Consider the following 25,485-nt stretch of genomic DNA (forward strand, 5'->3'; position numbering starts at 1 on the left):
AAGGAAAAGGCAGTAGATAAAAAGACCGAATTGAAAGATTCACTGGCCGAAAAAACCGAGCATGGCCATACCAAAGCCATGGATAAGGAACACAAAATGAGCCATGACGACCATTCAGGCCATAATCCGAAACATGGGCAGATGGGTCATGACCACCATAAGATGATGATCGCTGACTTTAGAAAACGTTTTTGGGTAACCTTGGTACTTACCATACCTATTCTATTTCTGTCGCCGATGATCCAGGAATTTTTCGGCTATGAATTTTTGCTGCCGGGCAATCCGTACATTCTATTTGCGCTATCGTCCATAGTGTATTTCTATGGTGGCTGGCCATTTTTAAAGGGGTTCTGGTCTGAGGTAAAAAAAGGTGCCCCGGGAATGATGACCCTGATTGCCATGGCTATAAGTGTGGCCTATTTTTACAGTTCGGCTACCGTTTTTGGTCTTGAAGGTGTTGATTTCTTTTGGGAACTGGCTACCCTTATAGCTATTATGCTCGTAGGCCATTGGATAGAGATGAAGAGTGTTCTGGGAGCTTCTAAAGCCTTACAGCTATTGGTTAGTATGATGCCCGCCGAAGCACACCTCGTAAAAGGCGATACGATAGAGGACATAGCACTGGAAGATTTATTGAAAGGTGATCTGATCCTGATAAAACCAGGAGAGAAAGTTCCTGCGGACGGTATTATCGTAGAAGGTTCCAGTTATTTGAACGAATCGATGCTTACAGGAGAATCCAAACCTGTAAAAAAAGAACTGAACGACAAAGTGATAGGTGGTTCGGTAAACGGGAACAGTAGTTTAAAGGTCAAGGTGGAACATACCGGTAAGGATAGTTATCTAAATAAAGTGATAACCATGGTCGAGGAAGCCCAAAAAACAAAATCCAAAATGCAAAACCTTTCAGATAGGGCTGCCAAATGGCTTACCTATATTGCATTGGCGATTGGTTTTGGCACATTGGCTGTTTGGCTAGTATTGGGCTTCCCCTTTGTATATGCCTTGGAACGGATGGTTACGGTTATGGTCATTGCCTGTCCTCACGCACTGGGTCTTGCCATTCCATTGGTGGTAGCCATTTCCACAGCAGTTTCTGCACAGAACGGATTATTGATCCGCAACAGGACGGCATTTGAAGAATCCCGAAAAATATCCGCTCTGCTTTTTGACAAGACCGGAACGCTGACCAAAGGAGATTTTGGCGTTACCCGTATAGAATCGGTAGATAATAACTATTCCTCTGACGAAGTCCTACGGCTTGCCAGTGCCCTAGAACAAAGTTCCGAACACCCCATTGCAGTTGGCATTATCAAAAAAGTCAAAGAGGATAAGATAACAATCCCTAAACCTGAAAATTTTAATTCCATTACCGGAAAAGGTGTTGAAGCGACTGTAGAGGGCAAAAAGATAAAAGTGGTAAGCCCCGGTTATTTACGGGATGAAAAAATAACCATTCCAGAAGATGCTTACAGCGATGCTGCGGAAACGGTGGTTTTTGTCCTTATCGATGGAAAATTGGTGGGATATATCGCCCTTGCCGATGAGATCAGACCGGAATCCGCCGAAGCGATTAGAGTATTCAAAAAGAACAATATAAAAGTACTCATGGCAACAGGAGACAATGAAAAGACCGCAAAGGCAGTAAGTGAAAAACTGGGGCTTGACGGTTATTATGCCGAAGTTTTGCCCCACCAAAAAGTTGAAATCGTAGAGCAATTACAAAACAAAGAAGAATTTGTTGCCATGACCGGCGATGGGGTAAACGATGCACCTGCACTGGCAAAGGCCGATGTGGGAATCGCAGTTGGCTCGGGCACCGATGTTGCCGCAGAGACCGCCGATATTATTCTGGTCAACAGTAATCCGCAGGACATAGCCAACCTGATTTTATTCGGCAAGGCCACTTACAACAAAATGATCCAAAACCTGATTTGGGCAACCGGTTATAATGTTGTGGCTATTCCCTTAGCAGCTGGAGTCTTGTATTCTTCAGGATTTGTCCTAGGTCCGGCGGTCGGTGCTGTTTTTATGAGCCTGTCTACTATCATTGTGGCCATCAACGCTCAATTACTAAAGAGGAAAATTGCGAAGAAATAAATGGACAAGCCACAAAAACTTGGCAGGATATTTTTGATTCTGCTAAGTTTATTTGTCGTTATGCTAGGGTACGGGATACTGCTGCCCATACTCCCCTACTATACCGAAATACTGGCATTAAAGGATAATTTAGATGCCGACCGGATTAACTTCCATATCGGCATGTTGACCAGCATTTATCCGTTATTCCAACTCATATTCGTAATTGTATGGGGCAGACTTTCGGATAAGTATGGTCGTAAGCCCATAATTCTAGTGGGCCTTATCGGATTTATAGCAATGAACTTGCTGACCGGACTGGCCACTTCGCTTGCCATGCTCTATGCCGCCCGTATCTTAGGGGGAATATTCACTTCATCTGTCATCCCTGTAAGCAATGCCTATCTAAGTGATATAACCTCGCAAAAACGAAGAACCAAAATAATGGCATGGTCAGGTGTTGCAATTAGTTCTGGTGTTATTTTCGGCCCTGTTTTGGGCGGCCTCTTATCCCAGACCAATATACATTGGGAACTTTCTTTTTGGGTATTTCATTTTAACCGATTTTCGGTTCCATTTCTCTTTGCAGCCGTATTAGGTTTTATCGTGTTGCTCGTAATTGTAAAATGGTTGAAGAATACAGCCGTTGCGACCAAGATCAGAGAAAAATCGACAAAATTCAGTTTCTCCTTTAGTCATTATTTTATGGTACTATTAGCACTGTCTTTTGTCATGCAATTTGTTGTGACCCTCTTTGAAACCGTATTTTCAATTTATGGCAAGGATGAATTAGCGTTCAATAGTAATCAAGTCGGTATTGGCTTTATGCTTTGCGGTTCTGTGATGGCAGTCTTACAGCCTGTTTTTGCTACTTATGGGGAAAAGATAATGACCTCGAAACAGCAAATCACGTTAGGCTTATTGATAACAGGGGTATCGCTCGTAGTATTCCCCTTTTTACAAAATGAGCTATCTGTATATGGCATGATAATACTATTTGCCAGTGGCGGTGCCATGGTAACCCCAAACCTGCTTTCGGCGGTCTCTATGTTATCCAAGGAAGATACGGGAAGTAATATTTCCATTCAAAGCTCCACGAACAGTATCGGACAGATTTTGGGACCTGTGTTGGGAACATGGTTGTTGGCAGGTGGCTTTTATTATCCCTTTATAATTGCAGGATTAGTCGTTTTGGTTGCAATAGGATTGGTTTATTATCTACAACCAAAAAATTAGGGATTCTTATTATTGTGATAAAAAAGTAACTTTATTTTATATGGGATATGAAAAAGGAATAATATGTTTATTGGTCTTGTAAAGTTAAGTTGTTTACTAGATTAATATTTTAAAATCGAACAAATAACGAACTAATTTAAAAGATTAAATTTTTAAAATATTTAAAATCAATTATTTATCATCGTTAAGATGATACACAGAACGTGTACCATTCGATGAAGGAGTAAACGACACCCACAAGCTGGTTTGCCTTCCCGATTTTTTTCACTTTTTCTATCTGCCCAGCTATAAATCAGCCGTTGGGGGAACGGTTTCCTAACACCGGTTCGCCTCCAATTTTCCATCTTTTCCCCCGTTCCCATAATCTTCACGGCAATAAAAAAGCCCGAAGTCTCATCTCGAGACTCCGGGCTTTTGGTCAGCTGGTCAATTTGCCAGATCGATACATCAACGCCGTACCAGCAATTTCTCATCGAAGACGTTGCCATCGCTGGCCACCATTCTCAAGAGATAAACGCCGTTTTCAAGGTTAGAGACCTGCAGCAGATAGGCACCGGGACTAGTTTTTAGTTCCAAGCCTTCGTAGCTCCGGAGCAGACGTCCCGAAACATCGTAAACGTACAGCTTCGTAATATCCGCTTCTGGATTCGACATCGTAATCTGTGTCTCGTACTTCGCGGAGTTCGGGAACATGCTTACCTCGTTCGGAACCGGCGCGTTGAAATCTTCAGGAACCGTTTTGTTGGCGTTACCCGAATTGTCGGTCACCTCGTTCAGATCAAAAGTTTGCTGTGGTCCATCGCAGTTCGTCGATGTACCGCCCAATGCGGTCGGAATATCGTCGGTCTGGGTGATAAAGAGCTTGTCTAACGCGGCACCGGATTCCCTATGGCCGATTTCGATCTGGTTCACGCCATCGATGAATTCGAAGCTACGTGGCTGGCTCAATTGCTCGTTCAGATGGATCCTATGCCATGCAAATGCATTGCTGGCGGGAATACTGTTCCATCTCACCCACGGACCACCGTTCACCCGTACCCAGAAACTGTCTTCGGTACCACTGGGAGTTCTCACGCGACCGAATATCTTGTAGGTACCCGCGGATACCGAAAAGTTAAAGGTCACGATGGCGTTTCCGATTGCGGAGCTGGAAGAATTAAAGCCTGAGGGAGGCATGACATATTGCCCGCCCGAGCTACTTCCATCATCTATGGTATTCCATCCTGGACCGACATCGGCACATTCCGCTTCCAACCATACCGATTCAAAATCACCGGTGGTGGCCGTTACCGTTACCTCATCGAACGCGGTTGCACCTTCGTCGTCGGTTACGGTCAGTCGGAAGGTATAGTCACCCTCGACCAGCACCTCTGCGGTCAGTTCATAGGTATTGGCGTTGGTCATCAAGGCCGTATCGGGCCCATCAACTTGGGTCCATTGATAGGAGATTGTGCCCCCATCGGGATCGCTTCCGCTACCGGACAAAACAAAACCATTTGTCGGTAAGATCACCTCGACATCGGCGCCCGCATCTACCACGGGGTCGAGCTGCATCGATCCGACGCCCAATATCTCTATGGCGGATACCTTGGGCTGATCTACGCCATCGCTACCGGCGGCATCGAAGTCCAAGTTTAGCACTCCGTCGCTAACCGTAACGTTGAAGGTTTTGATTGCAACACTTTCCGAACCTACATCGGCATTGATATCGTAATCGTCCAGAATGGTATTGCCTTCCAAAGACACATCGAAGATTCGTTGTCCAGTTCCACCGGAGCCTCCTCCCGTAGCGCCCCAATAGATTTCGGCAAAGTGGAGCACCACCTGATAGTTGCCGTTATCGACGGGAACGTTGTAGGCGAAGGTAGGTGGCGACGCACTTCGTTCGGTCTGGTATAGGTCGGGTACGTTCGCATTCGCATTTTCGTACGATTTACCGCTGGCGAAATTAGTGTCTGCCACAAAGGTTTCCCCGTTGTAGGATGCCTGAGGTCCACCGGCGTTGATTCGCAGGGCGAAATCATTGACAACCGGCTCTTCGACCATTATGGTCAAGGTTGTCTCGTCCGTAGCACCTTCTGCATCCGCTACGGTCAGACTGACATCGTAATTGCCAGGGGTAGCGAAGGTGTGCTGCGGGTTTTGATCCGTCGATGTATTACCGTCCTTGAAATCCCACATATAGGATACGATGTCCATGTCATCGTCGGAGCCGTTGGAGCTGAAATCTACCTCTAAGGGCGCTTCTCCAGTTAACGGATTCGCACTGGCCACAGCCGTCGGTACGGCATTGATAACACCCTCGCTAACGATTTCGATAGCGGAAAGCTTCGGTTCGTTCTTACCGTCGCTACCGGCAGCGTCAAAGGCCAAATTCAACGTACCATCTTGGATTACTACGTCAAAGGTCTTCGTAACTACGGTTTCCGTACCTACGTCGGCAATGATATCGTAATCATCGAGTATCGTATTGCTCTCCATTACAACGTCGAATATACGTTTTCCGACACCCCCGGAAGATCCACCGTTGGCACCCCAGAATAGCTCCGCAAAATGCAAGGTGACTTTATAATTGCCATTGCTCAATGGAATTTCATAGTCAAAATTCGGTGGCAAGGCACTACGCTCCGTTTGATAGAGTTCCGGCAGGGCCGCACTGGTATTGACATAGGATTTTCCGCCGACAAAATGCTGATCGGCCTCGAAGGTTTCTCCATTGTGTACTACTTCTGGTCCGCCCGCGTTGATGCGAAGGGCGAAATCCGGCGTCACGGGTTCCTCGGCTATGATCTGCTGTGTTGTGACATCGGTAAGGCCTTCCGCATCGGTGACCGTTAGGGTAACGTCGTAGGTGCCGGCCATGGTAAAGGTATGGCTTGGTGACATTTCGATCGAAACGTTTCCATCATCAAAATCCCACGAATAGGACACGATGGCGTTATCATCGCTGGAACTGCTCGAATCAAAAGCGACCAAGAGCGGAGCTTGCCCGTTCATCGGAGTAGCGCTAAACGAAGCTATCGGGCCTTGATTGGGTTCATCGACCGTAATCGTAACCGTGTCCGTATCGGTCTCACCTTCGGCATCAGCGACCGTCAACGTTACTTCAAACGTGCCAGACGTGGTAAAGGTATGACTGACTTCAGCACCTGAAACCATGGGCGTACCATCGGCAAAATCCCAGTCATAAGAAACGATACCCGTGTCATCGTCCGAACCGGAACTGTCGAAAACTACTTCCAGTGGCGCAATTCCATTCAACGGATTTGCCCCAATCAAAGCTGTTGGAGCTTGATTTTGGGCTATCGCTTCGGTAACGCTTACGTTATCATAAACTGCATTGGTCAGCGTTCCGTCGTTATGCGAGGTAGTCGCCAAGCCCACAAAAATGGTTTCGTTCATAGCGACACTGGTCGACCCGACCTCGGTCCAGTTTCCATTGGTCTCGGAAACATATCCCGTAAAGGTATTGCCGGAGCGAACCATTCGTACATAATGAGGGAATCCGCCGGGCACCAAGGCAGGTGCCGTAAAATTGGCTCCGCCCATGGTTGCGCCCTTGGTCGGTCTGTGCTGGAAACTGTATCCAGGGGCACCAAGACTCTGTGGGTTAGGCGCAATGATCATCATCGTGGAAGCGGAATTGGCATCCATATCGTTACGCATCATAACGCCGGCCTTAGCCCAGACACTGGTGGGATCCAAGCTGAGGACCTGGGCAATAATCTCCCCATCGCCCTCCAGCTCTTGGTAGACAAAGTGGAATTCATCGGCATTGTTCCAAATATCGGCACCGGAGGCGCTGACCTCGAATCGGCCCGCTTCGTAACACGTATCCCCGTTGGCCGCTACCGCTCCGATATCGGAGTTCGTCCATTCCTGGGGCAATTCACATTCCGCCACAGGGTCTTCGATGCCGATTACCGCGATTGCGGACAATTTTGGTTGATCAACACCATCGCTGCTCGTCGCGTCGAACTCCAGATTCAAGATTCCGTCCGAAACGATCACTTCAAAGGTCTTCTGCACTGCGGTCTGCGGCCCCACATCGGCGTTGATATCATAGTCATCGAGCACGGTCGCATCTTCAATCGTTACGTCAAAAATCCGCTTACCGGTACCTCCCGAACTACCCCCGGTGGCTCCCCAGTAGATTTCCGCGAAATGCAGGGTAATTTGGTAAGTGCCGTTCTCCACCGGAATGTTGTACGCGAAAGCTTTTGGTACCGAACTGCGCTCGGTCTGGTACAATACTGGTACCTGGGCACTGGTATTCGCATATACCTTGCCGCCGACGAAATTCTGGTCGGCCATATAGTTCTGTCCCTCATGGACCACATCGGGTCCGCCTGCATTGATGCGCAGGGCAAAACCGCCGGTCGCTGGCTCTTCGGCCACCACTTGAAGGGTCGTGGAATCGGTCAAGTCACCTTCATCGGTCACCGTAAGCGACACATCATAGGTACCAGCCATCGCGTAGGTATGGTTCGGCGATTCCTCTGACGACGTATTCCCATCCCCAAAGTTCCACTGATAGCTGACCGTACCCTCCGAATCGCTAGAACCGCTACCGTCAAAACCGAACTGTAATGGATTTCCGCTGTTCGGCGATGCACTTGCCACGGCGGTCGGCGCCGTATTGGGCGGTGTGGAAACCGTAATAGTCGTCGTTTCCACGTCAAAGAGTCCCTCATCATCGGTTACCTTGAGACTTACGGTGTATATTCCGGCTGAAGTGAACGTATAATCGGTATCTGCATCCATAGAAGTGCCTGAACCATCACCAAAATCCCATTCATAAACTAGGGTACCGGGATTTTCATCGGTAGAACCGCTGCCGGTAAAGGTGACGAACAAGGCGGCGGGACCTTCGTTGATGCTGGTGACGATAAGGGCAGTCGGGGCTTGGTTCTCAGGAGTTACCGAGATGAACACATTGGCGGAGGCCGATAGTCCGGTTTCGTCTTCAATGGTATAGGTAAAGCTATCGGAACCTACGTAGCCCGTATCCGGAGTGTAGAGAACGGATAGTCCGTCCGTCTGCAGCTCAGCGGTCCCATTGAGGGGCGTGTCGACCGTTGTAATCAGGATGTTCTGTCCGTTCGGTTCGGAATCATTGGCCAACAGTTGATCGAGGAGTATGGCCACGTTCTGTGTAGTGGTCACCTCGTCATCGACCGCGATGGGTGCCTCGTTGATATTGATGGTCAAAGTTGTGGAGGCCATTAGTCCGTTAGGATCAACGGCATCGAAGTCCACTTCCACACTTCCGGTAGTACCGACCGGCGGGGTTCCCGAAAGCGTTCCGTTCGTCGGATCGAAGTTCAACCAGTTCGGAAGTGCTCCGTTTGCGACCGTGGCCGTGATGGACAGACTATTACCAGGATATCCTTTATCGAAATATTGTGCAATATCCAATTCAAGGGCTTCCTCTACGTTAGCAAGATAGGCATCGGCCGGTTGAGCGGTCGGTACGCCTTCGGGACGGATATTGATAAAATAGAACGTATTGTCGTTCCAATCACAATTGGCCGAGCCGGCACCACAACCTCCCTGAACAAAATCCTGTAGAACAATATACTCGTTCGGTATGATATTGCCGTTGTGATCAATGACCTTATAGATGCGAAGACCCAGAAGATCCGGCCGATTTCCATTAATATTGTTTCCCCCGCTGCTCAAATAGTTGGCTACCGCAATACGGAAAGGACCGTTAATCGAACTCGTGGTATCAAAATTGATTTCCGCACCCTTTTTGGGTAGCAAGGTTTGGTAATACCCGGAATCGTGGGAGAAGCTCATTCCCCCGACGATGTTCGTTCCATCTACCGCGACGAATTTGGCCCCGTTAGATCCGGGTCCACCGTGCAGAGCGGATAGTTGAATCCCGATTACCGGTTTGGACGGGTCGGCCTGGACAAAATTATCCGATAAGATCAAATCTCCTTCATACCCCGCGTCTATATTGTCAGGGTTTGGATAGTTTGAACTTGGTCGGTAGGAAATGTTGTTCGGGGGCGTAATCGTGCCCTCGTCGTTCACAATGCTCAACATACTGGATTGGAATCCAAAGGCATCGAACACCTCTTGGGCATTGATTTCATCACCGCCCTCCGGTTGTGGGGAATAGGCGCCGTGAAGCACCGCGGTATTCGCCAGAGCATTGTCGGCATTCGAAACAATTTGAATATCCTCTACAAATATTCCATTATTGCCGTTGCCGGTGGTACCGATAAAGGTAATATCAAGATCGGCAAAGCTTCCTGCGGCTATCGTGATAGGTAAGGTGGCCGCAGACCCTGTCGCATCCATCACCTCATAGGTATAGTCGTTGGCGTCGGAAACGATGGCATCGGTGATAATGAGCTCCCCGGTGCCCGTGTTGTTCAAGCGCATGACGTTGGCATCGTGAACGAGGGCCTGCCCTGGCGTGCCCAACCTATGGAAGGTATAGTAATCATCGGCAGGGAATCCCCTATCGGTGCCCGGCACTTTGGTCATATTCTCAATGGCCAACAGGGCTCCCGTTGCGGCCTCGATAGTAAAGTTAAAGGTCCTTTCGGTGGTGTTGCCGTTGTTATCCTCGGCCGTGACGACTAGCGTGTGCTGACCTATTCCGCTTACCGGGATCGGCTGATCGTAGGTCAGGGCGGTATTACCGTCTAACGCATACTCCAGAGTTGCGATTCCACCGCTTCCGCTGTTATCGGTAGCTTCCAAGGCGATATCGACCGGGCCCCGGTATGTATCGGGCGCACTTTCGTTGCCCCCGAAGGTTGCTGCGATCGTTGGCGGCAACAGGGAGCTATCTATCGGTGCCAAGCGGATGTAGTTGGGCTTGGCATTATAGCCTTGCGGGTTCAAGGATAGCCGTAAAAGGCCGTCGGTAACCTCTACACGTTTCGTATTCCCGAAATACACCAGGTTGTCGGGATTATTGTTCTCCTGGTCAAAACTGAGGACGGTAACCCCGTTGACATCCAAAATATGGTTGCTATTCGAATAGTCGCGTTCCCCTACGCTGATGTTGACCGAATAGGTACCGTTCGGCACATTGACCACCCAGTCCCGTTGCGGGAAACTGGCCGGGGTCGGATGTCCGATAATGGTAAAGGTCTTCAAGAGCACGCCGTCTTGGGCGCCGCTATCGCGGTTTCTTCCGTTGACGGAAGCATCTGCAGGGGTAAGCGTTCCCGGGAGCACCCAGCCGTAGGTCAAATCACCCAAAAGGGTAGATTGTTCGCCATAGGGCGCACCGATGTCATCGATATAGCCCTCCGGGGAATTTTCCGAATTATCTGAATCCTGGAAATTGAACTGATAGGTGTACACTAGTTCGTTGGTCACCTCAAGCGACAGGTTTAGTACGGCATCATTATAATTCGGTGCCGAGGCGGTAATATCGGCTTGATAGGAACCGATGGACAGGCCGGACACATCCACGCCTATTTCGAAGGAAGTACCTAGCTCGAAATTGTCCGACAGCATCACCCATGGCTCGGAAGCCTGAAGGTCGATTTCCTGCGCGGTAATGCCCCCGTTTCCGGAAAGTGTGGTGAGCTGGACGGGTACATTCTCTTGATTGATGGAGGCGATAAAGTCAAGATTTTCTTTATCGAAATCCAAGGCCAAAAGTCCACTTTCAAAGGGAATAACATTGTCGATGACAAACATATAATCCTGATAATCGCCATTTGAAGCGTCCTCAAAAGCAATCAGATAGCTATTTTCGATGGGATTTCCGTCCCTATCCGCCATGGGATAGATTCTGGTTCTATGTGTTACTCCCCCGGTCTGCGTAGCATTTATCGCATCTTCGGTATAGCTTAACCTATTGAAGGTGTTGGATTCCACGTAGAAACCGAACACGGCACCTTGCGGGTCAAAGGAAGCATCGCCGGAAGCAATGGGCGGGAACAAGGTCTGTGCGTTCTCGATGCCATCCGCCAAAATTCCGACTTCGTTGGTGACTACGATGCCATTATCGTTTGTGTACCATCCGAAGGGAAGCGTTTCCCCGGGGGAATAACGACCTACGGGGGTGACATTGATCGGCGCATCTGTCGCCTTGACCCAAAGTTCGACCTCGGACTCATCACCAACGGGGTTCGGATTGGTTCCGTTGGTCAAGCCGGTCCATCCTACGTCGATACCTATACCCAAAGCATCGACCACGTCTTGAAGGGCGGGTTCTTCCCCGCCTTCAAATCCGGCCTTCTTCAAGGCATGAAGTCCTATTGAGAAGCTCGGATTTTCAGGATCATCACTAGCTATGGTAAGCGCGGCCTCTTGATAGCCCAGGTTGGTGTTATCCAAAGCTGGGGTATAGGTTACCGTGAATACTTGGCTCTCATCGGGATTAATGACAAGGGCTCCTGCAGGTTGTACGGGTTCGAACTGCGCGGCAGAATCACCGGTGATCGAAACATTCGAAATATTGAGCACCTCGTTCCCGTCATTGGTGACCTCGACCGTTTTGGTGTCGGTGTTGTCACCGTCGTTATTCACGGTCATCTCAAAGATCAATTCTTCGGGAGTGGCCGCGATGGCGGGACCGGTGGTAGCCGGTACGGTAGCTCTCAATAGGGTCAATCTGGGCGTGCCGTTGCCGTTACGGTCGTATTCGGATACATATATATTTCCGGTCACCGGATCTTCGACCACATCCAAGGGATCGTCGAAGCCGCCTAGACCGGGGACGTCACCATTGACATTGCCAATGTTTCCGTTGGCTTCGGGCTGCATGACCAGCAGGTCATCTTGCCCACTGAAGCGCACGACCATCAATAACCCTTGAAGCTTGCCGCCAAAAGCATCGCTCTGGTATTCGATAACCCCATTCGGCGATTTGTTGAACTCGAAATCGTAGGCCGGTTCCCTGTAGTTGGGATCGGGACCTAAATTATCGGGATATTTGGCCACATCGACATGGCTGGTTTCCTGTTGTCCGGGTACGCCGCTATATGGCGCACCACCATGGTTCAGGATAAATTCTCCACGGAACGGATTGGGATGACCGTGATACGATCCGCCCTGGGTCTTAAAGAGCCAGTCTTTTTGGGTTTCATTACCATTGGTAGCGGGAGATGAAGGCACCGTGGTCAAGCCGTCAATCCTTCTGGCCAAATCGTAATCGGCGGTAGCGGGCGTGTTGGAGCCACCGGCGGTACCGTTGGTCGGCACGTACAGCCACCCGTTGCTATGCCATACCAGGTCATAGGCATTACGCACGCCTGTTGAAAACAGGGTTAAGGGGGCGTTGGTCGCGTAAGGATTGTAAGTGCCGTCGCTCATGGTCAAACTGGCCGTCGAGGCGCTGTTTATAACCCCGATATCATCGGTAGTGAACGCACTTAAAGGCAAGGTCGCCGGTAATTTGTCCAATTCGAGCTTCAGCACGGCCGCCGATAGCAAACGTTCAGGTCTAAAGGCCCAGCTGCCGTCGGGTTGCCCCCCGGCGGAGTTACTGCCTTGATTGATATACATTACACCTTGCGGATCGAAAGCGATACTATTTGTCAAATGATCTTTCGAAGAGCGCGGCAGGTGAATGATAAGGTCTTCCACAACGCTAAGGTCGGGTCCACTCAAACGGGTAAGCACCCCGTCCCATTCCGGACCATTGGTTTCCGAGGCGAAGCTATGGGTCACATAGGCGATCAGGTTATCGGCAGTTGCCGCGGGATCGAAGGCAAAACCGATAATCAGGCGATCACCGTTGTTCCTTGCGCCGTTTACCGGATGCGGGGCACCCTGAAGTTGGGGAGAAAGGATCTCCAGGTTTTCAAGGGTACCGTCCGTAGCCATATCCCATCTATAAATCTGGCCATCGGATGCGAAATTACCGATGGTACTGGCATACAGCTTTCCATCAGGACCCACGACAAGACTGGAGAACCGCTGGTTCACGGTACCCTCGCCCAAAGTGGCGCCCCCCTGTATTTTGGTGAATTCCACCCCGGTAAGATCCAAGGGGGTCAAAGTGCCCCTGTCGCCGGTAGTAAAGTCGGACACGAAGTCCGCAAAGTTCAAACGATCGCCCAGATCACCGATACGATTGGCCTCTATAGCACTGGTCAACCTAAATCGATACTCGGTGAATTCCTTGAGTTCGCTCAATGGTGTCAGCGTGATGGCATCGCCGCCGCCCGTATCATTGGAATTGGATGGGACCAATACCTCATTGCCGTTCACGACTTCATAGAGATTGACGTTGCCCTCCAATGTGGACTTATCCAACTCATAGTCCTCCGGCACTACGACGTTCACCGTAATCTGGAATTCGTTGATGGCTACATTGGTGGCGTTATCGGCAGGGTTTACGTTGGCGAAGAAGGGTTGCCCGCCGGTTGCGCCTTGGGTAATTGTCAGGGAATTTATCTTGGTATTAAAACCTCCTGAGGCATCGATGGTCAACCGACCGTCGGTTACCGTCGCGGTGGCCGTACCGGAAGTAAAGCGCGTAGCGGCACCTTCGTCTCCCGTAGGGGAATACCGGTCTATGGCGGTCACGCCCTCAACGTTGATGCTGTGAAAAGGTTCCGTACCGGCCTGTCCATCTACATCGGGGTCACCTACTCCTACGGATACATTATAACTTCCGTTCGGCACTTCGATTTCCCAAATCCCTTCCTGACCCTCGGGATTGACATTTTGGAACTGCATATGCACTAAGGTGTTCTGTAAAATGTCCACCCCGGACACTTCTCGGTTTCTGGCCCGATCTGAAAGGTCTAACGCTGTGGTTCCGTCCGTGGCCAGCCATCCATAGTTGTAGTCATTGCCGCGATTGCCGAATCCCAGTCCGGAATCGGTCAAGTATCCGGCGGGAGGAACATCCCCCGGCAGGGAAAAGTTGATCTTGATCGGGTCAAAAGCGATTACGTTATCCGAGGTAATCGAAAAGTCTTCGAAAGTATAGTTGACGTCGGCCGTCATTTCCCGGCGCTTGGAGGCAAAAATACCGGCAAAGGAGAGATTATCGTAGGCCGTATTGCCCACAACGTAGCTCGAGGGAAGCGGCATGGAGCCCATTTCGACCTCAGCACCGTTGTCTAAGGTATAAAATGCGGTCATAGCGTTCGCGGCCACATCGACAAATAGGCGCAGCCCGACGGTACTATTGTTTAAACCGGTAACCGGGAGGCTCAATTGATCGGTGGCATCGTTTTCTGAAATACCGTTTACTTCTTTGCGTAGCTCCAGCTCGCCGCTGACGTTCGCCACATATTTAACGAAATTGTCCTCGTCGAGCCCGAACCAGATTCCCGCCTGTTCGGAATTATTGCTACCATCGGTGTACGGGTTTACGATAGAAGTCTCGATACTAAAGCTTCCATAGGTATCGGCATCGATACCCACGCCCAAAGTATTGATCTGGGAATTGACGTCGGAACTGTTACCCGCGCCGAGTCCATTGGTCCTGTAGGCAATACCGTTGTTGGCATTGATAATCAGGTTATCATTGGAGAAACTTAATTTACTGGGTTCATATCCGGGTACATTCGGGTTGGTGACCGGTCCGTCTGCCGTTATCCTAGCGGAAGGATTGTCGACCATCGTAAAGCCGGTATTGGAGAGTCCACCTTCCGAACCGTCAAAACTGAGGTTAAAGGGGAGGGCGACCTCCAGTTCGTCGCATTCCAAAATACTGATGGGCGAGCAGGCCACAAGGGGGCTCTCATCAAAGGGACGGATGTTTCTGGCAATGACCACGATATCTTGATAGTCGAATCCGGAGACGTGTTCCTCGGTCGCGATGATATAGGCATTGTCCTCGCCAGGCAGCTCGTACACCCGAACGTGGTGCGGAATAGCTCCGCTAAAGGTGTTGAGGGCATCTTCACTGAACAGTTGACGGTCGTCGAAGAAAGGCCATCGGCTGTAGAAGCCGAAGGATTCGGTTCCGGGATCGAACTCCGTAACGCCTGTAATAGGAGCGTTCAAGGTCTGCCCATTGCTCGCCGGATTATTGGTTACCGTAAAGAGTTCAATGGTAGAGGAGGCGTCACCGCTGAGGTACCATCCGAAGGCAGTGACGGGGTCGATGGCAGTAGGACCGTAAACGCTCAGCAGTTCCAGGGTCACGGGGGCATCGATGGCGCGCTCAAACTTTTGTACGGACACTTCATCCCCCAGAATATCGTTATAGCTATTTCCGTTGGATAGGTCGATGAGGTTCGTGGTCGGATCGGTATCCCCTACGTTCACAACCCCGGCACCCAACTGCGTATCCAATATCCATTGGAGGGAGGGCTCGTTGCTACCGCCCGATCCGGTTTTGCCCAATCCGCTTAGCGGGATAGTCACTGTTTCGGCATCGGTACCGGAAACTATCAATTGCGCAAATTTAGGTCCGTTGGAGGTCGGCGTAAAGAGCACCTCGAACGAGCCGGAATTCTGGGAATTGATACTGCCGGGCACGCCGTTCACCGTAAATTGATCGGCGTCGGCACCGGTAAGCTGGACATTGATGTCAGCCAAGGTCGCGTTGCCTAAATTAGAAAGTAAAATTTCTTTGGTAAAGGTAGCATTGACCACGGCGTCTCCGGTAATATCATCGGTATTCAAAACGATAACAGGAGTGGGCGCAGCCTGGTTACTGGGCTTGAGCAGTACGATCTCACTTCGTCCGTAATCGGAAACATAAATGTTCCCGTTGCTGACGTCCTCTATCAAATCTAAGGGGTCACCAAATCCGCTGAAGCCGGGAATGCCTTCCTTAAAAGTGGCAATGTCACCGTTCGGACCGTCGGGCACAAGTGCGATGATATCGCTACCACCGCTATATCGTACGACTAAAAGAGCCCCTTTTAAATTTCCATTTTCCGCATTGCTGCGGTACTCTATAACACCGTTCGGCGATTTGTTGAATTCAAAATCAAAAGCCGCACCCCTATAGTTTTCATCGGCCTGGACGCCATTGTAAACCGAATTGTTCACATCGGCATCGCCCCGGTTGAGTACGAACTCGCCCCTGTACGGGTTGGGATGACCATAATAGCCAAGACTACTGTTCGGGTCGATCCGGAACAGCCAATCGCGCTGCACATTGTTTCCGTTGGAGGCGGAAACCTCGGGGTACAATGGGTTGGAATGATCGTATAAGGTTCCGTCGGGACGCCTTGTTCCATCGATAGAAGCAGGCGCATTACTACCGCCGGCCGTTCCGTTGGTGGGCACATACAGCTGGCCGTTCGAGTGCCAGACCAGATCGTAAGCATTTCGTATCCCTGTCGCGAACAAGGTCAGGGGTGCATTCACGTAATAGGGATTGTATTCCCCGTCCAAGGTCGGGGAATTGACATCCACATTGTTGATGGCCGTAGCGTTCCGGGTCGTATGTACGTTCAAGGGCAAGGTCGAGGGCAGTTTGGAAAGGTCCAGCCGCAAGGTGGCCGCCGTTAACAGACTTTCTTCCCTGTTGCCCCACGAACCGTCAGGTTTTCCGGCCGCGCTATTACTTCCTTGGTTGAAATAGAGCATGTTCGGTTCACCCGGCCTAAAGGTAAGGCTGTTGGTCAGATGATCTTTGGTCGAACGGGGCAGGTCGGTGACCAAAAGTTCCTCATTCTCCAAATTGGCTCCGGTAAGCCGTGAGATTTTGCCATCCCAATCGGGTGCGCCGTTCAATCCGCCTGAGTCATGCGAAACGTAGGCAATAAGGTTGCCGGCCGTCGCAGCTGGGTCAAAGACCATCCCTACGGAAGTCCGGGATCCATAACCCGTTTTCCAAGCGGATAAGGTTTCCTTATTCGCCAAGGTACCGTCGGCATTGATCGTCCAACGATGGATATCCCCGGAAATAACCAGTCCGTACAACTTATTATCAGGGCCAATGACCAAGCTCGAATACTTACTGCCCGTGGCCACGGCGCCCAAACTGGTAAAGGAAACATTATCCAGATCCGTGGTCGGACCCGTATTTCCGCTCCCCGTGGTGAAAGAAGAGGTGAAAAATTCAAAAGGTTCCCCCACCAAATCCAAAACGCCGTCGATCTCAAAGATATAGGTGGTGTTCGTTTCCAGGGGAAGGTCGGGAACCAGGTTGATGGCATCGCCCCCACCGGTTCCATTGACACTAGCGCCGATCGGGGTGGAGTTTCCTTGCTTGAACAGTCGAACGGTCGCATTGGTAATGGTCGTATTATCCACACCGGCATTGCCATCCGCATCGAAATTTGGAAGGAAAAGGTCGTTGGCCGATATACTTGCATTGACAGCTACATCGGTAGCTCCATCGGCAGGAGTGATGCCCGCGACACTTGGTGTCTGCACCGTACCCGTGGTAGCAACTATACGTACGCTGTTTATTTTTGTATTGAACCCACCATTAAGAGGGTCGAGGGTCAATCTACCATCGGTAACGTTCACCGTTGCACTGCCCGAGGTAAAGCGGGTACTGGTGCCTACCGATCCGGTCGGGACGTAATTATCCACCAGATTCACGCCCTCGGCATTTATTCTGTGCGTTGGCGTATCTTCAGGGCTACCATCCACGTCAGGATCGCCAACGAATACGGTAACCGAATAACTTCCGTTAGGTACTTCCAGCTCCCACTTGGCATCCGGCAAATATCCATTGTTGGCGTTGGTCGAAACCTCTCCATATTGCATATGGATGAGCGTATTGTTCAAATCACTTACACCACCGACAGTTCTGTTACGACCATTTTTTGTAAGGTCGGCCGGTGCGGAGGTGTTCGCATCCAACCATCCATAGGTATAACCGTTTCCTCTATTGCCATAGCTGTCCCCTGCATCTTTTTCATAGCCGGAAGGGGCCGCGGTGGCCGGGTCGGAGAAATTGACATTGACCGCAAAATCGTTTGTCGGCTCGATAATTTCAAGGCTGATGGACAATTCGCCATTGGCATAGCCGGAATCAGGCTCATCCGTAGCAAAGATTGTCGTGGAATAACTACCGGCGGGCAGTCCTTCCTGAATTCCGAATTCAATGTCTCCCAACGGGAAAGCCAAGGTATTGTCGGGCAGGGTAATCGTCCCTACCGGTAAAATTAACCATTGGGTGGCATCGGGATCGTCCGAGAGTTTAAAAGTCGGATTTCCCGAACTGGCCGAGACCGTGACCGTTTGCGGGGCGATAGTCTCACCGACCGTTCCGTTAAAATTCAGTGTTTGCGTATCGAAGGCCAGCACTAACGGCTGTTGCTCCGCGGCAATCTCAAAATCCTTGAACACTACCGCAATCGGTTGGTCGACCTCCGCTCTCCGATGGGTGGTGAAAATTCCGGCGAAATTCAAGGTTTCGGCAGGGTTACTGGTATCGTATGATATTCCGGAAAAATAGCTGGCAGGAACCGATAAACCGTCCGATCCGCCTTCGTTCACCAAAATTTCCGTTCCGCCACCTAGGGCGTAATAACCCTTGGCCGTGAGGCTGACCGGATCGAGTTCGAGCCTAAGGCTAATGTCCCCGGTATCCGAACCTATGTTCCCAGTATTCAGTTCGGGGTACGCGGTAGCACTGGTCGTTTGGTCCATATCCTCGACCTGAAGCTGTACTTTTCGGGTGGTATTGCCTGTTTTTACCACCACTAATTTTACGATATGATCTTCATCGAGACCGTACCAGATTCCGGCCTGCTGGGAGTTGGTACCATTGCTAACCGAAAAATCCGGATTCTGAAGCGTGGAGGACACATTGAACGTTGAAGATGGGGCACTGACACCGGTACCCAGGGCGTTCATCTGGGAATTGGTGTCCGAACTGCTTGGAGTGCCCTGCGCGGGCAACTGACTGTAAAAGATACCTTTGGTACTGGTAAGGGAAAGTCCCGCTGCACTTTGGGCGATAAGGCTCGGTGCGTACCCGGGCACATTGGCATCGGCGATAGCATCGTCGGAAGCCAATCGGACACTGGGCTCGAGGACCATGGTCATACCGGATTCGGAGATATTTCCATTGGCGGCCGTGAAGTCGAGGGAAACGGGGAGTGTGGTTTCCAATTCATCGCAAGGCAAGGTACTTAATGGATTACAAGGAATTATTTCGAGGCTATTATCGATTTCTTCAGTGACCACGGCGGAATAATCCGTCGCAAGGCGTACGGGGCCCAATCGGGCATCATTGGTATTGGCCGAACTGATGAACAGCCGCCCGATTTTCGGCGTTCCCTGAACCGTGTGTGTACCGGCATTGGTCCACAGCGTTTCTTCGAGGACCAGTTTTGGTTCGGTAGTCCAAGAGTAGTTGATGGTATTCGCGCCATCCCATTCTCCCCGGACAACAAATTGGAAGACCTCATCGGAATCGATCGCCACTACCCCGTTGTCCGATCCAGCATTTCCGAGACCTATCCTCGCTATGAGTCCGCCCGAACCGTCGTTGGCAACTTGTTCGCGCACCCATTGATCGCCGGCCGCGTCGTCGTCGATGCGGATGGCGGTCCGCACCCGGTCGCCTGCGCTGGCCACCTTGAAATATGTTGCAAAGTAAAAGGGCTGTCCGGACTCCAAATCCACTGGATTATTGGTCAAAGGAATCAAATCATGGGCGTGCCCGCCATTCGAAAAATCGAGGGAATGAGTCGTATTCGGGGTAAGGCCTTCCGCGAGTACGGGAATGGCCGCATCACCGGTTTTCTCCTTCAACCACTGTTGGGGAGCAATGTCATGCAAGTTGCCCGTTCCATACGCGTCGAAATCTTCAATAAAGGCAAAAGTGGAAGGTGCTCCGGCCGTTACGGTCAAATCCGCCGCCAAGATAGCAGGCTCGAAACCTTTGGCCGTTGCGATGATTACATTGTTTCGGGTATAATCGGCTACCAATGCGGTGGCGTCGATAGCAAAATCGAATTGCCCCAAATCGGTTTTAATCGGGAGTGCCAGCCACTCGTTACCGGCCGTTTCGTCGATGTTGTCGTCGATGACCAATCCGATACCGGTGGCGCCGTCACCGGAAAGTTCACTGGAGAAGTTTCCGGTGATACCCGCTTCCATGGTTTCGCTGACGGATGCGGGCGTGAAGGTCAAGATTCCATTTACGGGAGTCTCCGTACTCTTGACGACATCGATATGGGTAATCTTTGAGTTAAAACCGCCCAGGCCGTTCATGGTCAACAGTCCGTCGGTGACCTCGACGACCATGGAAGCGGTTCGTACTTCTGTACTAGTGGGGCTAAAGGCGGAAATAATGGTGTAGCCTTCTATGGTAGCACTATGGCGGCTATCTATATTGTCCGCGAGCCTGTCTCCCAGTCCGATGGTCACCTCATAAATGCCATCGGGAATCTCCAGTTCCCAAAAAAGTTCGTTCTTCCTGGGCTGGCCATCGTTCCAGCCGGCAATATTATCGCCTTGGAAATGAACCAACGTACCCTCTAATTTTTGCTGAGGGGCAGCGCTATTGTAGTTCGCGATGGTTCCGAGCCGCATACGGCCTACGCCGGACGAATTATCGGGTGCTTCTTCGGACGCATCGAAGGCAAGGCCTGTTTCCAATAGCTTCCATCCAAAATCATAGTCCGAACCATCGGAGGTTACCGCAGAAAAGCCGAATTGTTTTCCGTAATCCGCCAAGTACCCGGCAGGAGGAGTGGTTGAAGCAGGATTGTCCTGAAAATTGATATGGGCCTCGAAATTCGTCGTCTCGACGACATCGGTTACGGTAACAGCAAGGTCTTGGATGGCGGTGAGGTTTCCGGAATCCGTGACTACCACTTGGATATTATATACGTTGTCGGCCCCATCGTCCGCGGGAGACTCAAAATCGGGTTCTGTCAAGAAGGTCACTATCCCGGTTTGGGTATCGATAGCAAAGAGCGCATCGTCTAATCCGTCGCCGAACGCATAATTGATTCCCGAACCTTCGGAGTCCGAATCATCCGTTGTTTCCACATCGATGACGACAAACTGGTTCTCATCGACCTCTAAGACATTTAAGCTAGTTATAACGGGAGATTCGTTGGCCTTCTCCGAATTGGATACGCCCGGGGTGCCTAAATCCCCGGTCCCGAATGCTGTCGTAGCTGTGGTCCAATTACTACCGTCATTATTATCGTTCAGCGGATCGTTCAGGGCAATGGAGGCCCCCTGGGGATTGGGGAATGTCGTACCCCCATCGTATTCGACCCGGTCGATTTCGTTGGTCGCATCATCGATCAAGATTATCTCATCCGGTGAGTTTGCGAGCAGGATGCCCGTGTACTGATAATCGACGATTGTTCCTCCGTTACTGCCGGTATCCGAATTATTTCCTAGTATCAAGTAACCCATAGCGGCAACCTGCAATGGCCCTCCATTGTTTATAACGTGGGCATCGGAGTCATTGTCCGCAATTGTCCATCCTTCGATATCCACGACCTCGGTACCGGGATTGTAAATTTCGAACCATTCGCCGGAAGCATCGTTGACCACGGTGGGATCGAACATAATCTCGGTAATGACCAAATCGTTGTCTGGTTCGGAGGTCGCGGGAAGTATTTCGATGGCCTGTACGATTCCGTTGTTGACAGAGGCCTTAAAATCGATATTCAGCACATTGTCGGAAACCTCGACATTATAGGTGGCGATGTGTAGGACACCTTTTCCGTAGGAAGCCACAAGATCGAGGTCGTCCATCACGATATCACCCTCTAGGCTAAGGTCAAAAATTCGTTCCAAGGGATCGGTAAAATAATTCTCGACCATATGCACCGCCACGGTATAGTCACCGTTGGGGATGGGAAAAGCGTATCCAAAATCGGGATTGAAACGTCGCGGAAAGTACAGGTCGGTGTTCCCAGGGTTAGGGTCATAGGTACTAGTGCTGGTCTCACTCACTCCATCGCGCTCTACCAAATAAGATAGTTCTTCCGCAAAATATGTATCGCCCGCCTTGGTCACTTCGCCACCCGCCACATTCATTCTGTAAGGGGTTGTGATTTCTACGGCCGGAGGGGCGGCAGCAGTGAGGTCCGCCGCCAGTTCGGCAGGTCGAAAGCCTTTTGCAGTGGCGACTATGGTATTGCTCCGAAGCTCACCAACGGCAAGTTCATTGGAGTTAATTGTGAAGTCAACCTGCCCAATCGCTGCGGCGGCCGGCAGAGTCAACCAATCGTTGGTGCCCGTCAGGTTTTTATCCGTTATATTGATATTATCATCAATGACCAGTCCAATTTCGGTCGCACCGGCACCGGACAAAGTGCTGGAAAAACTTCCGGTGGAACCGGTCTCCAAGGTTTCAGTAATCTCCGCAGGATCGAAGGCAAGTTGACCATCTACGGGAGTAGCCGTACTTTCAATTACATCTAAATGGGTGATCTTTGAATTAAAACCGCCCTGGCCGTCTATGGTCAACAGACCGTCGCTTACGACAACAACCATGGTTTCGACCACGGTTTGACCGGGATTCGGTACAAAGGCCGGGATGATGGTGTAGCCCTCTACGGTGGCACTGTGCCTACTATCGATATTGTTGGCGTCCTTGTCGCCAAGGCCGATGGTCACGGCATAGGTACCGTTGGGAATCTCCAACTCCCATAGCAGTTCGTTGCCTCGGGGCTGTCCGGCCCAGGACAAGTTACCGCCGGTTGCGGAGATGATGTTATCCCCCTGAAAATGAATCAGGGTACCTTCCAATTTTTCTTGGTCGGTTGCGCCGGAATAGGCAGTTCCGATACGGTTTCGTCCTGCCCCGTTGGAGTTGTTCGCCGCTTCTTCGGATACGTCAATCGCCGTACCGTCCGAACGTTTTTTCCACCCATAAGAATAGGAATCGGAACCGATATCGAGGGTCGAGGTTCCAAAGCCTTTTCCGAAATCCGCCACATATCCCGAGGGTGGGCTTACCGCACTGTTCTGGAAATTGACATGGGCCTCGAAAGGCAAAGTCTCCACAACATCGGTTATATCGATGGTCACTTGGGCCGTATCGGTCAAAGTACCATCGGAGACCTCAACGGTCAGCACGTATTGGGGCACGGTCTCAAAATCTAATGTCGCCGTGTTTGTGATTTCTCCCGTTGCAGAGGCTAAGGCAAAATGTCCATCGTCATTGCCCGCTGTAATGGCGAAGGTCAGATCATCGGCGTCGTTGTCGGTCGCGGCTACCGTGCCGACCCCTGTATTGGGAGCGGCATCTTCCGCAATCGCGAAGTTTTGGTTTTCGACTATCGGAGCCGTATTCACAGGAAGGGCTTCGGTAACGCTTACCGCCCAATCTTGGGCAGTCGTTCCGTCTTCTGCGGTGACCGTATAAGTTACCGTTCCGTTACTGAAATCCGTAGCTTCTTCGGAAGCGGGACTAGCAGTAGCTCCATCAGAAAGGGTAATTACAGGGGCCAAAGAGGTCAGGTCCGTACCGTTCGCTACCTCGATAGCGACCGTGTGGGCCCCGGAATCGATGGTAGCCCCGGCTGTCTGATCGTTTAGCCCAAAAGATAACACATCGGTCTCATCGCTCAACGGTACAGGTAGGATTTCGATGGCCTGGACGATACCATTATCAACGGAGGCCAAAAAGTCGATGTTCAATTCGTTGTCGGTCACAGCCACATCAAAACTCAAAAGTGCCAAAGCCCCTTTGCCATAGGTGGCAAAAAGATCAATATCATCAATAATCTGTGTGTTTTCGATGGATACGTCAAAGATCCGGGCGTTTGCCGTTGTCTGATAATTCTCCACCATATGTAGGGCCACTATGTAGTCGCCGTTTGCAATAGGGAAATTATAACTGAATTCCGGTCCGTATCGCCGGGGATAGTAAAGGTCTTGATGCCCGCCGGGAACAGTGTAGGGGGTATACGAAGTGCTCGATATCGTCGTGGGTTGCTGTGCTTCGAGGTATACTTCGGTGTCTGTCAAAAACAGATCTGAATCTTTGGTGTAATCGTTCCCGGCGACGTTAAGGTGGAAGGGAGCGGTAATTTCGGGAATTACGGGCGCCACTACCTTTTCAACGCTAAACCCGTCAAAGCTGGCCGTAAATTGAGATCCGTTTCGGTGGGAGGCAAAGATTCCCGCAAAGGACATATTATCCTGGCCGCCCGTGGCACTGATATCCCTTCCGGTAAAATAGGATGCCGGTATGGGAAGGCTTCCCAACAAAGTACGCGTCCCGTTGCCTATGGTGTAAAAGGCCTCTGCAGTAAGGGTTGCCGGATCGATAATCATCTCGAGCTGGACATCGTTCCCCGATGCTCCTAAGTCCAACTGGACCTGATCTGACCCCGTCGAGCCGTTCCCCGAAAGCCCCTGACTTTCGACCCGTAGTTCAACGTTATTATCATTTACGTTCAATTTTACAAAATTGTCCTCATCATATCCGTACCATATACCCGCTTGGGCCGATTGCCCCCCGGTCACAATATTCTCCAAGGTGGTCTTGATTACAATAGATTCACCCAGATCGCTCAACCCGATCCCAAGGGTATTGACCTGATTGTTGTTGTTCGAGCTACCTCCGGGTTTTCTGAATGCGATTCCCGCTTGGGACTGAAGCTGCAGCAAACCTCCCGTTACGTTCAACAAGGAAGGCTCATAACCGTTCAGGGCCGGATTGGATACGGCCAGATCCCCTTCCGCGGTCCGTCTGGCCTCGGAATGTTCCAAAACCGTAGTAAATCCCGTGCCGACACCGCTCCCGTCAAGGATAGAATTCGGCGAACCGGAATTAAATTCGAAATTGACGGGCAGGGACACCTCTACCTCTGCACAATCTAGGGGACTGACAGGGGAACAGGGGGTCTGGGCAAGGCCCAATGCCGAAAAAAGTAAAAAGTACGGGAGGAACGTAATTTTTCTCATAAGGGGATGGTATTTGAACGATTAACGAGGTAACGCTTGGAGAAGTTTACTTTGAAAGCAACGAAGGAATTTAAAACTACTGCATACAACGACACCGGCCGATACTCGACTGAACATTCTTTCGGATAATTACGATGTATGAGGGATGCGTTGAAAGCTTTAAATTTCATTCTTGGTTGGTTCGGTAAATGGTCCGGCAAGCTAAATTGGTTGTAAGAAATAGAGATTGCGGTACAAATATTAAGCATAAGTATAGAAAGGTCTACGGCTAATCACGCTACAAAAACGCTCAATGACAGTAATTTATCGACGAACTGTACTACCTCGCAAGGTTGCCTTTAACATCTTGTTAACTTGGACTAATTACTTTAAAAGAAAATTCTTACTGCTAACGAAGGAAGGACAAAAGTTGAAACCAGACAT

The 25,485-nt window shown here is 50.5% G+C and carries 3 protein-coding genes; 2 read left to right on the plus strand and 1 reads right to left on the minus strand.

The features are described 5' to 3' along the window. Positions 1 to 78 precede the first annotated feature (78 nt). The gene (locus tag RQM65_RS01240) at positions 79 to 2,100 is read left to right on the plus strand and encodes a copper-translocating P-type ATPase (RefSeq protein ID WP_225621226.1); all 2,022 of its coding nucleotides are present in this window, start codon (positions 79 to 81) and stop codon (positions 2,098 to 2,100) included. Continuing rightward, complete coding sequence (locus RQM65_RS01245) at positions 2,101 to 3,315, plus strand: MFS transporter (protein WP_314012139.1); 1,215 nt, start codon at positions 2,101 to 2,103, stop codon at positions 3,313 to 3,315. Between the two features lie 447 nt (positions 3,316 to 3,762). Here RQM65_RS01245 and RQM65_RS01250 read toward each other — a convergent pair whose 3' ends face one another. Beyond that, positions 3,763 to 25,062 carry a malectin domain-containing carbohydrate-binding protein gene (locus tag RQM65_RS01250; protein WP_314012140.1) on the minus strand — a complete coding sequence of 7,100 codons (21,300 nt, stop codon included), beginning with the start codon at positions 25,060 to 25,062 and terminating at the stop codon, positions 3,763 to 3,765. Between the last annotated feature and the right edge of the window lie 423 nt (positions 25,063 to 25,485).

The organism is Pricia mediterranea, from assembly GCF_032248455.1.
Classification (GTDB): Bacteria; Bacteroidota; Bacteroidia; order Flavobacteriales; family Flavobacteriaceae; genus Pricia; species Pricia mediterranea.

Excerpts from the sequence above, each read along its gene's own strand:
- RQM65_RS01240 (WP_225621226.1), top strand. The coding sequence starts at position 79 with ATGGATAAGGAACACAAAATGAGCCATGACGACCATTCAGGCCATAAT.
- RQM65_RS01245 (WP_314012139.1), top strand. The coding sequence starts at position 2,101 with ATGGACAAGCCACAAAAACTTGGCAGGATATTTTTGATTCTGCTAAGT.
- RQM65_RS01250 (WP_314012140.1), bottom strand. The coding sequence starts at position 25,062 with ATGAGAAAAATTACGTTCCTCCCGTACTTTTTACTTTTTTCGGCATTG.